Raw genomic sequence first — 13,600 nt, forward strand, 5'->3', positions numbered from 1 at the left:
TTTTGCGCGGCTTTTCCTTTCCCGCCTCCGGAGGCGGAAAGGCCAGAAAGGAGATATCGGGCCATGGCGTTATGGTGGACGCAATTGTTCAACGGCCTTAGCGTAAGTTCCATCCTCCTGCTGATCGCGCTCGGCCTGGCCATCACGTTCGGGCTGATGCGGGTCATCAATATGGCGCACGGAGAGTTTATTATGATCGGCGCCTACTCCGCTTACATGGTGCAGCAATGGTTTCAAGCTTCGCTGCCCGAGAGCATGTTCGACACTTATTTTCCGCTGGCCATTCTGTTCAGCTTTGCCGTCGCGTTCGCGATCGGCTACTTGCTGGAAACGTCGCTGATCCGGTTTTTGTACGGGAGACCGCTGGACAGCTTGCTGGCGACATGGGGCGTCGGCCTCGTGCTGCAGCAGGCGGCGCGTTCGATCTTCGGCGCTCCGAACGTCGGCGTGACGAGCCCGTCCTGGCTCGACGGGGGCTTGAAGATCATGACGGGCGTCGTCCTTCCTTATAAAAGGCTGTTCATTATCGCGCTTGTCGCGCTCGTGCTGCTTGCGATGTATGTTTATATTTATCGCAGCGCGCCCGGAAGGCGGATGCGCGCCGTCATGCAAAACCGCGAGATGGCGGCTTGCCTCGGCATTTCCACCCGGCGCGTCGATTCCGTCACGTTCGCCATCGGTTCGGGCATCGCCGGCATCGCCGGCTGCGCGCTCACGCTGATCGGCCCGATCGGCCCGACGATCGGCACGAATTACATCGTCGACGCGTTCATGGTCGTCGTGCTCGGCGGCGTCGGAAAGCTCGTGGGAACGGTCGCCGGAGCGCTCGGGATCGGCACGCTGAACACGCTGTTCGAATGGTGGACGAATGCGTCGCTCGGCAAGGTGCTCGTCTTCCTGTGCATCGTCGCCTTCCTTCAATGGAAGCCGATGGGACTCGTTGCGGTCCGCAGCCGGTCGCTGGATTAACCGGCGCCGTTAAACTTCGCGTATAGGTGGTGAGCGACGGATGTTCGCTTCGGTACCTTTGACCCGCCAAAAGCTGTGGCTGCTGGCCGGTTATGCGGCGGCCATTGCGATTTTGCTGGCGGCTCCGCTTTTTTTGAACGACTTCAGACTTAACATTTTGGCGAAATGCCTGGCGTTCGCGATTGCGGCGCTCGGACTCGATTTGCTGTGGGGCTATACCGGCGTGCTCAGTCTCGGGCACGGAGTGTTTTTCGGCCTCGGCGGCTATGCGATGGCGATGCATTTAAAGCTTACGGCGAGCGGGGACCGGCTGCCGGATTTTATGGATTGGACCGGGATGACCGCGCTGCCCTGGTTCTGGGAGCCGTTCAAGAGCTTCGCCTTCGCCGCCTTGATGGGCATTCTCATACCGGCGGCCCTTGCGCTTTTCCTCGGCTTCTTTACGTTTCGGAACCGGATTCGCGGCGTTTATTTTACGATTTTGACGCAGGCGCTCGTCATCATTACGGTGACCCTGTTCGTCGGACAGCAGAAATATACCGGCGGCACGAACGGATTGACCGGCTATACGACGCTGTTCGGACAGCCGCTTTCCTCCGGCGCTATGAAGACGGGCATGTATATCGCGACGGTCGTCGCGCTCGTTCTCTCATTCCTGCTTTGCCGCTACCTGGTCAAAAGCCGGTTCGGCAAAGTGCTGCGCGCGATTCGGGACGGCGAAAACCGCGTCCGGTTTCTCGGCTTCGACCCGTCGCTGTACCAGATGGCCGCCTTCGCCGTTTCCGCCGCCCTCGCGGGGCTGGCGGGCATGTTTTTCGTGCTTCATGTCGGCATCATTTCCCCTTCGGCCATGGCGATCGTTCCCTCGATCGAAATGGTGCTGTGGGTAGCGGTCGGCGGCCGCGGGACGCTGGTCGGCGCCGTCGTCGGAGCGATCGCGCTCAATCAGGCCAAAAGCGGCTTGAGCGAATCGTTCCCCGACGTATGGACGATTTTCCTCGGCGCGTTGTTTGTCGTCGTGACGGTGTTCCTGCCCGGCGGGCTGATCGGCCTGATCCGGAAGCTGGGAGAGCGATTCGATAAAAGGAGGAATGAACGGCATGAGCCTGTCCTCGATTCTGTCGTGCCAGAAAGTAAGCGTACAGTTTGACGGCTTCAAAGCGGTTCAAGGAATGGATCTGACCCTTGTGCCCGGGGAGCTGAGGTTTCTGATCGGTCCGAACGGCGCGGGCAAGACGACGATGCTCGACGTCATCTGCGGCAAGGTGAAGCCTAGCGGGGGCAAGGTTACGTTCCATGCGAAAGCGGGCAGCGTGGATATCGCGAAGCGCCGGGAGCATGAAATCGCCGAGCTGGGCATCGGGCGAAAATTTCAAACGCCGTCGATTTTTGCCGGCTTGACCGTCGACGAGAACCTCGAAATCGCGATGTCGCAAAACCGGGGCATTTTCGCGACGCTCCGGGCGAAGATGACCAAAACGGACCGGGCGCGGATCGACGCCCAGCTCGAGCTGATCGGCCTCGCCGACAAACGGAACCAGCGGGCCGGCGGGCTGTCGCACGGAGAGAAGCAGTGGCTGGAGATCGGCATGATGCTGATGCAAGAGCCGGAAATTTTGCTGCTGGACGAACCGGTCGCGGGGATGACCGACAAAGAGACGGACAAAACCGGCGAGCTGCTGCAGCAAATCGTGCGCGAGCGGACCGTCGTCGTCGTTGAGCACGACATGGAATTTGTCCGCAATTTCGCGAGCTCCGTCACGGTCATGCACGAAGGAAAGCTGCTGAAGGAAGGCTCGATGGACGAAGTGCAGCGGGACGACCGGGTCATGGAAGTGTACCTTGGCAAAAGGCGGGATGCCGATGTTGTCGGTTCAACGGCTTGAATCCGGGTACGGCGAGAGCGTCATTTTGCGGGAAGTGTCGCTGGCGGTGGAGCCCGGGCAGGTCGTCTGCCTGATGGGGCGCAACGGCGTCGGCAAGACGACCCTGATCAAGAGCATCATGGGCGTCATCAAAAGCCGCAAAGGCTCGATCTCGTTCCACGGAGACGACCTGACGCGAAAAACGCCGGGCGAGCGGGCGCGCAAAGGGATCGGCTACGTGCCGCAAGGCCGGGAAATTTTCCCGCAGCTGTCCATTTACGAAAATTTGCGGATCGGGCTGGAGGCGAGCCGGGACAAGGCGCGGCGGCGGGCGAAGGAAATTCCCGAGGAGGCGCTTTCGAAGTTTCCCGTTCTGAAGACGATGTACAACCGCAGAGGCGGGGATTTGAGCGGCGGGCAGCAGCAGCAGCTGGCGTTCGCCCGGGCACTGGCTTCGGAGCCGGAGCTTCTGCTGCTGGACGAACCGACGGAAGGCATTCAGCCGTCGATCGTCGAGGATATCCGCGATGTCATTCGCGATATACGCAACGACGGCAAGACGGCGATTTTGCTCGTCGAACAGAGTCTGGAATTCGTCCGCAGCGTCGGCGATCGTTTCTATATTATGGAAAAGGGCTCGATCGTCTGGGAAGGCGGCCGCGACCAGCTGGACGATCCGGCGGTGATGCGGTATTTGACGGTTTGAGCGCCGACCGGCAGGCGGCAGCGGGCGAGTGAGGGAGGCTGCGGGCGGCAGGCGAATGCGGACGAGTGCGGGCAGCTGCGGCGCGTCCCCGCGAGTCCGATCTGGCCGTGGCCGCGCGCAGTTGGGTAAAAATGACTCATCTCGCCCGGCCGTGCGCCTAGAACGGCGCGCAGTTGAGTAAAAATGACTCATCTCGCCCGGCCGTACGCCTAGAACCGCTTGCAGTTGAGTAAAAATGACTCATCTCGCCCGGCCGTGCGCCTAGAACGGCGCGCAGTTGAGTAAAAATGACTCATCTCGCCCGGCCGTACGCCTAGAACCGCTTGCAGTTGAGTAAAAATGACTCATCTCGACGGCTGTGCGTCACCCGACCGACGCGCGCCCGCGCGGCAGCATCACCCAGATGCCGACAGCGTCGCCGTCGCCGGGATTGTAAAACTCGTGTTTTTGCGAACTTTCAAAAACGATGCTGTCTCCGGCCTCCAGCCGAAAGGTTCGGTCCTCGATCAGCACGTGAAGCTCGCCCTCGAGCAGGTATCCGATTTCCCGGCCTTGGCGGGCCAGTTGGGGAGAGGGCTTCGCTTCTCCCGGCCGGATCCGCATTTCGAACATTTCGAAGCCGTTGTCGAGCGACGGGCTCAAAGCCCGGTAAAGTACATTCGGATGAAGCATGTTCACCGTTTTCTGGTCTTGCCTTTTCGTTAAATGCACGTCGGAAGAGGCTATATCCTGAAAAAAAGAAAATACCGGAACGTTCAAACCATGACTGATTTTCCACAAGGTATCCAGCGAAGGATTCGTCTGGCCGGTTTCGATTTGCGAAACCATGCTCTGGCTGAGCCCCGCTTTTTTGCTCAGTTCGTCGACGGTCAGCCCTTGCTCCTTGCGGATTTTGCGGATTCGTCTGCCGATCACGCCTTTCGGAAATTCCATTTCCCCGATTTTGTCCATTTCGGCTCTCTCCTTTTAACGATAACCAGAAGAGTTGCCCCTTACCCTTATACTCTCGCCGTCGCGCAGTCGAACAGAATGCGCGCGGCCATGCCGCTCGTAATCCCCTGGTGATCGAATAAAGGATTCACTTCCGCTATATCCATCGCGTGAATGTGGCGGTACAGTCCGTCCAGAATGCCGAAACATTGCGGCGGCGTCAGCCCGCCCGGCTCGTTGGCGCCCGAACCCGGAGCGAAGGCCGAGTCCAGCACGTCGATATCGAACGTCAAATAGATCGCTTCGACGTCGCGCAGCGCCTCCAGCGTCTTGTCGATCACGTCCTGCGCGGTCATGCGGTGCACTTCCGCCGCCGTGATCTGGACGATCCCGGTCTCCTGCAAATATTGGCCGTACCAAGGATAATTGTAGCTTCGCACGCCGATTTGCACAATATGCTCGGGGTTCACGTTCGGCAATTCCAGCGCCCGGCGCATTTGGCTGCTTTGCGAAAACTTCCCTTGCACAGGGGAATCGTCGACGAGGTCGAGGTGGGTGTCGAACTGGATGATGCCGACCTTGCCTTTCGTCCGCTCCGCCAGCGCCTTGAAGCCCGGATACGAGATGGAGTGGTCGCCGCCGAGAATAAACGGGAAAATGCCTTGGTCGAACGCCTCGCCGATTTTGCGTTCGGCGTTTTCGAACGTTTTCTCCGTGCTGTAGGCGACGATGTCGATGTCGCCCAAATCGATCATTTCCGCGCCGTTGAAATCGATCAGCTGCCGTTTTTCCACGTTGTAGATTTTGCCGTCCTGAATCCGGTTTTGCAGCCACTTCGCGTTTTCGCGAATCGCCTGGGGCGCATAACGCGCGCCGGGACGGCCGAGCGATGCGCCGCCGTCCCAAGGAAACCCGATGATGCCGAAATTTTGACCGTTCATGTTCGTTATGCTCCTTTCAGACTCCAACGTTCAACCTTCCAAATAACGGTGTATCCTAAACTTTTTCTCCAAAATCACGATCAGCAGCGTCGAGACGATAATCGTCAGCCCCGCCAGCGCCGTCACGACGGGATTGATGTCGAGGGACACGAGCTGGAAAATGCGGATCGGCAGCGTGATCGTATCCGCCTGCACGAGAAAGTTCGTGACCGTATATTCGTCGAGCGAGACGAGAAACGACAGCAGCGCTCCGGAAATCAGCGCCGGGGTCAGCTGCGGCAGGACGACCGTCGCGAAGGCGTAGCCTTCTTTCGCGCCGTGCACGATGGCGGCTTCCTCCAGCACCGGGTCCAGATGCCGAATGCTCGCGATGGCGATGCGAATGACGTACGGCGCTATGATGACCGAATGGGCGAGCACGAGCGCAACCGGAGAGCCGGCGAGGCCCGCCTGCACGAAGATGATCAGAAAACCGATCCCCGTCGTGACCAGCGGCACGATGAGCGGTCCGAGAAATAACGATTCCAGCGCCGACTTGAACGGCAGCCTGCCCCTGACGATGCCGACGGCGGACAGCACCCCGACCGCGACGGAAAGCGCCGTCGAGCAAACGCCGACGATCAGGCTGAGCGTCAGGGAGGACCAGATCCGCCCGTCTTCGAACAGCGCCGAATACCGTTCCATCGACCATTCCGTCGGCGGGAACTGAAACATGTCCGACGCCCCGAACGAAACGGGGAGGATGATGACCATCGGCGCCGCGATGAACGCGAGGAGCAGCGCGATCCAGACATATCCGGCGATTTTCAGGCTATTCCGCATGGCGGCCTCCTTTCTCCAGCCTGCCGATCATCGACAGCGCCAGCACGACGACGATAAGCAGCAAAATCGAAATCGCCGACCCCAGGCCGAAATTGCCGATTTTCACGATCGAATCGTAGGCCATGTTCGACAGCATCTGGTTGGACGGGCCTCCGAGCATAATCGGCACCAGGAACGTATTGGCGGAAAGGGCGAAGGCGACCGACGCGCCGGCGAACACGCCCGGAAGCGACAGCGGAAACGTGACGCGCCAGAACGTTCTCGCGGAGGAGGCTCCGAGCATCGTCGAGGCCTCCAGCACCGCCGCGTCCATTTTTTTGAGCGACGTGTAAATGTTTAGCGCCGCGAACGGGAGAATGTAGTGCACGATCCCGAGAATGACGGCGGTCGTATTGAACAAAAGCGACAGCTCCCAGTCCGGGTTCAGACCCGTCAGGAACGAGTTGATCGGCCCTTCGCCGCCGAGCAGGATCATCCATCCGAACAGGCGGACGGTCAGGCTCATGAACATCGGGGCGAGCACGAACATCAGCCAGAGGCCTTGGGACCTGGCCGATCTCGTCGCGATGAAGTAGGCCAGGGAGTAACCGAGAACGAGCGCGATGACGGTGCTGACGACCGAAATCCAGAGCGTTCTTCCGAGCACTTCCAGGTACACCTTTCCGGCAAAGAAATCGGCGTAGTTCTGGAAGGAAAAAGCGCCGTCGTCGGTCAGGCTTTCGACCAGAACCCTGAGCAGCGGGTACAGGAACAACACGGCCATATACGCGACAGCGATCCAGCCCATGATCGTATAATATCGTTGGATTCTGGGCATGGGGCTTACCCTTCCTTAAAGAAGGCGACGGATTCGGGCAAAAATTCGCAGCGAACGCTCGAACCGGCTGCCGGAAGCGGGTGTACGAGCCTTTGCGTGATGACGGTCATTTCCGCGCCGCCCGCGGCTTCAAGCCGGAGCCGGTACTCGGTCGCCCCGCCCAGGTAGCGGCTGTCCGCTACGGTCGCGGCAACCGTCCCGGGCCGCTCTCCGTCCGCGATTTGCAGCGCGTTCGGCCTCAGCAGCACGACGCCCTTCGCGCCGTCCGCGCCGTCCACCGCATGCCCGACGGGCACGTCCAGCGACCCGATCCGGGCGAGGCCCCGGCCGACGAGCTCGGCGCCCTCGAGCCGGTTCGTATAGCCGAAGAAATCCGCGACGAACGGCGTGACCGGCGAGGTGATAATTTCCTCCGGCGCCGCGAACTGCTCGATTTTGCCTTTGTTCAGCACGGCGATTTTATCGGATAAGTAGAGAGCTTCGTTCTGGTCGTGCGTGACGAAAATCGCCGTAAACCCGAGCGATCGATGCAGGCTGCGGATCTCCTTCAGCATCTGTTCCTTCAGCCGCGCGTCGAGATTGGAGAGCGGCTCGTCGAACAGCATCAGGACGGGCTCGACCGCCAGCGCGCGGGCCAGGCTGACCCGCTGCTGCTGGCCGCCCGACAGCTGCTTCGGCTTGCGGCCGGCCAGGTGCGAAAGGCCCACCATCGCCAAATATTTTTCCACCCGTTCCTTGATGACGGACTTGCTTTCCTTTCGCGCCTTGAGTCCGTACGCGACATTGTCCCACACCGTCATATGCGGAAACAGGGCATACTGCTGAAACACCATGCCGAAATTGCGCTTGTTCGCCGGGGTGGAAATAATGTCGCGTCCGTTCAAAACGATCTGGCCGCCGTCCGGCTGCGCGAGCCCCGCGATCATCCGCAGCAGCGTCGTTTTGCCGGATCCGCTCGGCCCCAAAAGGGAAAGGAATTGGCCTTTGGCCAATTCCAGGTTGATGTTCTCTACGACGGTAACGTCTTTATACCGCTTCGTAATATTTTTCAGCGATATGGCGCCGTTTAGCGCGTGGTCGCTTCTGTCCATTTGGTCAGCCATTCCTCTCTTTTCGGAAGAAGTTCGTTCCATTCCGGAGCCAGCAGGTTCGCCAATCCCTCTTCGCCGTAAACGACCTTTTGCTGCAGCTCCGCATCCAGTTCAACCGTCTTGTTCGTCGGCCCGTAGAACAGGTCTTGCGCGAAGCCCTGCTGCGCTTCCGCCGTCAGCGTGAAGTCGATAAGCTTGGCCGCAAGCTCTTGATTGGCGCTGTCTTTCAAGATGCCCAGCCCGCTGCGGATCAACACGCCGCCTTCTTCCGGAATGACGAATTCGACCGATTTGCCGGCTTCCTTCATTGCGGTGGCCCGGCCGTCGAACCAGGCGGCCATCGTGACCGCTCCCGTTCCGAACAACGATTCCGGAGCCGAGAACGAAGAATAGTACTGCGCGACCGAAGGGGTAAGCTCCTTGAACGCCGTCCACACCGGATCCATGTTTTCGTAGTCCGCTCCGACCGCCTTCGCCGTCAGCAAAATATCCGGAATCCACTGGCTCATCAGCGCTACTTTGCCTTTGACTTCGGGGTTCCACAAATCGTTCCACGACGTCGGCGCTTCCGCCTTGTCCGGATTGTACGCAATGCCCCAGGCGCCGAACACGTTGACGAGGCCGTACGTTTTGCTTTCGTTGCCGTTCAGGATCGCTTGCGGATAAAGGTTGGACCAGTTCGAAAATTGATCCTGCGCAAGCTCGGACAGCAGCCCTTGATTGCCGGCTTCGATGAGGTCGAAATCGTCCAGCTGCACGATGTCGATTTTCTCGCCGCCTCCTTGCGCGAGCTTCGTGACGCCCGTATACGGGGCCAGCGTGACTTTGACTCCGGGATTCGCCGCTTCGAACGGCTCGATGACATATTTCGCGAACGCTTCGTCGTAAGTGCCCCCGAACGACGTCACGACGAGTTCTTGGCTTTGCGCCGCCCCGCCGGATGCCTGTCCGTTATTGGAAGAGGAGTTGCCTCCGCATGCTGACAACACGCTCACTGCTGCGATCATTAAAGCGACAAGCGAAATCCATTTGGCCTTCATTCCATACCCTCCATAAAATAGGAAAAAACATGACGAACTTCTCTGGTTGTCACTCGAATTCTCCTTATAAAATATTAACTATTTTTATATTTATTCATCTTAGTTAATATCATCATGGCTGTCAATGAACAAGCCCGTCACAAAAAATGACACTTCCGTTGCGATTCCGGCGTCAACCGACCATTATTTGGCGAAATCCCCCAGCCGTGGGTATACGCATAAGAAAATGGGAGGGGTTGAATACTATGCCCAAGTTCAAGTTCACCCAACAATGGAGTGTTCTTGCGTACGTTAAAACAGCCGGCCGCCGAAGCGCGGCCGCTCCGGGCCAAGGTCCAAAACAACCAAGAAAGCGGGGCAACACGAGCCATGAAAGCAACCGGGATAGTACGCCGCATTGATGACCTCGGTCGAGTCGTTATACCGAAAGAAATCCGCCGCACACTCCGCATTCGCGAAGGAGATCCGCTGGAAATTTTCGTGGACCGCGACGGGGAGGTCATTCTGAAGAAATACTCGCCGATCGGCGAATTGGGCGATTTCGCCAAGGAATATGCCGAGTCTTTGTCCGAGAGCACCGGCCATATCGCCATGATTTCGGACCGCGACACGATCATTGCCGTCGCGGGCGCTTCTAAAAAGGAATATTTGGAAAAACCGATCGGAAACCTGCTCGAAAATTGCATGGAAAACCGAAAAATATTGCTTGAATCGAGCTCCGGCTCGTATGAAATTTTACGCGATCATGCGGAGTCGATATCCTCCTATGCCGCCGCGCCGATCGTCGCCAGCGGGGACCCGATCGGCACGGTCGTTCTTCTGAGCAAGGAAGAAGGCGTCTCGATGGGAGACATGGAAAGCAAGATGGTGGAGACGGCGGCCGGATTTTTAGGCAAGCAAATGGAGCAGTAACCCGGCAATTTCGGGGTCGCGTCCGGAATCGGCATCGGAAAGCTTCGCGGCAGTGGCGGACCACTGGCCGGCGGAGCTTTTTTCGGATGGTTCGGCCGCGGCTTTCGGACATTCGAGCGCGCAAGGAGGACGCCGCCGGCGGTTCGCGGTATAATGGCTGTTAGAATGACGGGTAAAATGGTCTCGATGGCCGAAACGGATGCCGCGGGAGCGGCCTAGAAAGGAACTGCATCATGACGGAAAGACGGTCGTCCGGCAAGGGCTCCTCGTCGCTGCTCAAGGGAGCGGCGCTGCTCGGGGGCGCCGCCTTGCTGTCCAAGGTGATCGGCACGCTGCAAAAAATCCCGCTGCAAAACCTTGCGGGGGACGAGGCGTTCGGCCTGTACAGCGCCGTTTACGCGTTTGCCGTCATGTGGATGACGCTGGCGGCGGCGGGCGTGCCCGTGGCGGTATCGGCGCTCGTCGCCGAGCGCGTCGCCGAGGGCGACGAGGAAGGCGCGAACCGGGTGCTGCGTTGGTCCGCCGGGCTGCTGATCGCAAGCGGCGTTGCCGCGTTCGGCCTTCTCCAGCTCGGGGCGGACGCGTTCGCCCGCTGGATGGGCGTTTCGCAAGCGGCGGATGCCATTCGCACCAGCTCGCTTGCGCTGCTGTTCGCGCCGCTCGTCGCCGCGCTTCGCGGCGGCGCGCAGGGGCGCATGGACATGCTGCGGCCGGCGGCCTCGCAGCTTGTCGAGCAGTGCGCGCGGGTGGCGTTCATGCTCGCCGCGCTGCTGTGGGCGCTCCGGCACGCCTGGTCGCCGGAAGCGACCGCCGCCGCCGTCCATGGCGGCATGGCGGCGGGGGCCGCGGCGGGCCTCGCGGCGCTCGCGGGCCCGCGGGTTTGGCGCCGCGCGATCCGGCGGCGCGAAGCGGCTGCCGCCGCATCGCAGGCGGCGAGCAGCGGCGGCAGCGCGCGCGTAGCGCCTCGGGAGCCGCGCCGCGCGCTGCTTGGGCGCATCGCCGCCGTGGCGCTGCCGGTAGCGGTCGCGTCGCTCGCAGCCCCGCTGTTCGGGCTGATCGACGCGTTCACGCTGCCGCGCCTGCTGCAAAGCGCCGGGCAATCTTCCGCCGAAGCGCTCGCCTCGTTCGGCGCCTACAACCGCGGCATCGCCCTGCTGCAGCTGATCGTCATGGCGGCCGGCAGCGCGGCCGCGGCGCTCGTGCCGGCGCTGACGGCCGCCCGGGCGCGGGGCGATCTCGCGGACGCGGGCGCCCGCGCCGCCTTCGCCATGCGGCTGGCGGCGTGGTTCGCGGCCGCCGCGGCCGTCGGCCTGGCGCTGCTCGCCCGCCCGGTCAACGTCGCCCTGTTCGCCGACGGGCGCGGAACCGCCGCCATGGCGCTGCTCGCCTTCGCGGCGGGCGCCGGCGCCCTGCAGGCCGTGGGCGCCGCCCTGCTGCAGGGCCTCGGCGACTTGCGTTCGCCGGCCCTGCATCTTGCCGCCGCCGCGCTCGTCAAGGCGGCGGCCAACGCGGCGCTCGCGCCCGCCTTCGGCATCGCGGGCGCGGCGCTGGCCGCGGTGGCGGCGTACGGGACCGCCGCCGCCCTGACGCATCGCCGCCTGCGCCGCCAGGCGGCGATGCCGCGCCCGAGCGCCCGCGCCGCCGGCCGCGGGGCCCTCTCGCTCGCGGCGATGGCCGCCGCCGTCGCGCTGCTCGCCGCCGCGCTGAACGCGCTCGCGGGCGGCCTCGCGCCGCGGGCCGCGGCGGCGCTCACGGCGCTGCCCTGCGCGCTCGCGGGCGCCATCGTGTTCGCCGTCGCGCTCATCGCGACCGGCGCGCTCGGGCCCGCCGACTGGCGCGCGCTGCCCGGCGTCGCCGGCACCCGCCGGGAAGCGGCCCTGAACCGGCTTGCCGCCGTCTTGCGCCGCGGAACAACGGTTGCGGCCGATCCGCAAAATTCGATTCCCCCGAAAGGATGATTCCAAAATGTCTTCCTCCATTGTTGTCGTCGGCCTCGGCTCCGGCGGCGAAGACCGGTTGACGCTAGGCGTGCTGAAACAGCTGGAAGCGTCCGGGCGCCGGTTCGCGCGGACGGCGGACCACCCGGCCATCGCCGACCTTGCCCGGCGCGGCATCGCGTTCGAGTCGTTCGATTCCGTCTACGAGGCGCACGACGATTTCGAACAGGTTTACGAAACGATCGCGGAGCGGCTGCTGGACCTTGCCGCCGAATCCCCGGACGAACCGGTCGTATACGCCGTTCCCGGCCACCCGATGGTCGCCGAGCGCACCGTGCGGCTGCTGCGCGAGCGCGCGCCGGAACGGGGCGTCGGGCTGACGCTGGCCGGAGGGGAAAGCTTCCTCGACGAAGCGTTCGTCCGGCTCGGTTTCGACCCGATCGAAGGCTTCCAATTGCTGGACGCGTCCGAGCTTTCCCGCGAGCTTTTGCGCCCCCGGCTGCATACCGTCATCGGACAAGTGTACGACGCCTATACGGCTTCGGACGCGAAGCTTGCGCTCATGGACGTCTATCCGGACGACTATCCGGTCGTCGTCGGCCAGGCGCTGGGCGTGGACGGGCAGGAGCGCGTGCGCCGCATTCCGCTGTACGAGCTGGACCGGCTGGACGAGTACGGCAACCTTACGCTCGTGTACATACCGGCGAGCGAGGACGAGCGATTGCGCCGTCATTCGTTCGAGCGGCTGCACGAAATCGTCGGCATTTTGCGCAGTCCCGAAGGCTGTCCCTGGGACCGCGAGCAAACGCACCGGTCGATCCGCAAAAACTTCATCGAGGAAACGTACGAAGCGATCGAAGCGATCGACAACGACGATCCCGACAACATGAAGGAGGAATTCGGGGACGTCCTGCTGCAAATTTTGCTTCACAGCCAAATGGAGGAAGAAAACGGCGCGTTCACCGTGTTCGACGTGCTGGCCGAGCTGAACGACAAGCTCATTTTCCGTCATCCCCACGTGTTCGGCGGCGGCGACGCGCGGGACGCGGAAGAGGCGCTGCGCAACTGGGAGGCGATGAAGGCCGAGGAGAAGCGCCGCAAGGGCGCTCCCGAGCGGAAGTCCAGGATGGACGGCATCCCGAAGGATTTGCCGGCGCTGCCCCGCGCGCACAAGCTGCAGAAAAAAGCGGCCGCCGTCGGCTTCGATTGGCCGGATTTGGCCGGCGTGTTCGCGAAGATCGAGGAGGAGCTGGCCGAGCTGAAAGCGGCCGTTAAGGACGAGACCGAGGAGCGGCGCAAGGAGGAGCTCGGCGATCTGCTGTTCGCCGTCGTGAACGCGTCGAGGTTCATCGGGGCGGATCCGGAGGAAGCGCTGGCGGCGACCAATCGAAAATTCGTCTCTCGATTCCGATATATAGAAGAGCAATTAGGTATAAAAGGGCGAAGCTTTGACGAAACTGACTTAACAGAAATGGAAGATTTATGGCGGGAGGCGAAGAACCGGAAGTAGGCTCAAGACGGCCGAATTCGGCACGACTAGGCCCGATTCAACAATTTTCCTTAATTTTTT

The 13,600-nt window shown here is 61.7% G+C and carries 13 protein-coding genes; 7 read left to right on the forward strand and 6 right to left on the reverse strand.

The window, feature by feature from the left end:
- Positions 1-63 precede the first annotated feature (63 nt).
- The 4 genes from urtB to urtE are packed head-to-tail and all read left to right on the forward strand — an operon-like array spanning position 64 to position 3,540.
- Complete coding sequence (gene urtB, locus JW799_RS07940; protein ID WP_080831646.1) at positions 64-969, forward strand: urea ABC transporter permease subunit UrtB; 906 nt, start codon at positions 64-66, stop codon at positions 967-969.
- Positions 970-1,009: 40 nt separating this feature from the next.
- Positions 1,010-2,119 (forward strand): urea ABC transporter permease subunit UrtC, encoded by a 1,110-nt coding sequence (gene urtC, locus JW799_RS07945; protein ID WP_080831645.1) that lies wholly within the window; start codon positions 1,010-1,012, stop codon positions 2,117-2,119.
- On the forward strand, positions 2,070-2,855 hold the full coding sequence (urtD, locus tag JW799_RS07950) for an urea ABC transporter ATP-binding protein UrtD (RefSeq protein ID WP_080831644.1): 786 nt from the start codon (positions 2,070-2,072) through the stop codon (positions 2,853-2,855). The genes urtC and urtD overlap by 50 nt, the downstream gene beginning before the upstream one ends.
- Entirely contained in the window at positions 2,833-3,540 is a 708-nt protein-coding gene (gene urtE / locus JW799_RS07955) for an urea ABC transporter ATP-binding subunit UrtE (protein WP_080831643.1), read from the forward strand. The genes urtD and urtE overlap by 23 nt, the downstream gene beginning before the upstream one ends.
- 363 nt (positions 3,541-3,903) lie before the next feature.
- On the opposite strand, the gene JW799_RS07960 is transcribed toward urtE, so the two are convergent.
- From JW799_RS07960 to JW799_RS07985, 6 genes are read right to left on the reverse strand one after another with little or no spacing between them, the layout of a single operon-like run.
- The gene (locus JW799_RS07960) at positions 3,904-4,491 is read right to left on the reverse strand and encodes a helix-turn-helix domain-containing protein (protein WP_080831642.1); all 588 of its coding nucleotides are present in this window, start codon (positions 4,489-4,491) and stop codon (positions 3,904-3,906) included.
- Positions 4,492-4,538: 47 nt separating this feature from the next.
- On the reverse strand, positions 4,539-5,411 hold the full coding sequence (locus JW799_RS07965; RefSeq protein ID WP_205429349.1) for an agmatinase family protein: 873 nt from the start codon (positions 5,409-5,411) through the stop codon (positions 4,539-4,541).
- Positions 5,412-5,441: 30 nt separating this feature from the next.
- Complete coding sequence (locus JW799_RS07970; protein WP_080831640.1) at positions 5,442-6,233, reverse strand: ABC transporter permease; 792 nt, start codon at positions 6,231-6,233, stop codon at positions 5,442-5,444.
- Positions 6,223-7,050 carry an ABC transporter permease gene (locus tag JW799_RS07975; protein ID WP_080831639.1) on the reverse strand — a complete coding sequence of 276 codons (828 nt, stop codon included), beginning with the start codon at positions 7,048-7,050 and terminating at the stop codon, positions 6,223-6,225. The genes JW799_RS07970 and JW799_RS07975 overlap by 11 nt, the downstream gene beginning before the upstream one ends.
- Before the next feature lie 5 nt (positions 7,051-7,055).
- Positions 7,056-8,141 carry an ABC transporter ATP-binding protein gene (locus JW799_RS07980; RefSeq protein ID WP_176220550.1) on the reverse strand — a complete coding sequence of 362 codons (1,086 nt, stop codon included), beginning with the start codon at positions 8,139-8,141 and terminating at the stop codon, positions 7,056-7,058.
- Positions 8,117-9,181 carry an ABC transporter substrate-binding protein gene (locus JW799_RS07985; protein WP_205429351.1) on the reverse strand — a complete coding sequence of 355 codons (1,065 nt, stop codon included), beginning with the start codon at positions 9,179-9,181 and terminating at the stop codon, positions 8,117-8,119. Before JW799_RS07985 ends, JW799_RS07980 begins: the two co-directional genes overlap by 25 nt.
- 369 nt (positions 9,182-9,550) lie before the next feature.
- On the opposite strand from JW799_RS07985, the gene spoVT reads away from it, so the two are divergent.
- The 3 genes from spoVT (at position 9,551) to yabN (ending at position 13,540) form a co-directional block, all read left to right on the forward strand.
- A complete protein-coding gene (gene spoVT, locus JW799_RS07990) occupies positions 9,551-10,093 on the forward strand; it encodes a stage V sporulation protein T (protein ID WP_205429354.1) in 543 nt (180 codons plus the stop codon).
- 233 nt (positions 10,094-10,326) lie between these two features.
- On the forward strand, positions 10,327-12,051 hold the full coding sequence (locus tag JW799_RS07995; protein WP_205429356.1) for an oligosaccharide flippase family protein: 1,725 nt from the start codon (positions 10,327-10,329) through the stop codon (positions 12,049-12,051).
- 7 nt (positions 12,052-12,058) lie between these two features.
- Positions 12,059-13,540 carry a bifunctional methyltransferase/pyrophosphohydrolase YabN gene (gene yabN / locus JW799_RS08000; RefSeq protein WP_080831635.1) on the forward strand — a complete coding sequence of 494 codons (1,482 nt, stop codon included), beginning with the start codon at positions 12,059-12,061 and terminating at the stop codon, positions 13,538-13,540.
- Positions 13,541-13,600 lie beyond the last annotated feature (60 nt).

It is taken from the genome of Cohnella algarum (genome assembly GCF_016937515.1).
In the GTDB taxonomy this organism is placed as follows: domain Bacteria; phylum Bacillota; class Bacilli; order Paenibacillales; family Paenibacillaceae; genus Cohnella; species Cohnella algarum.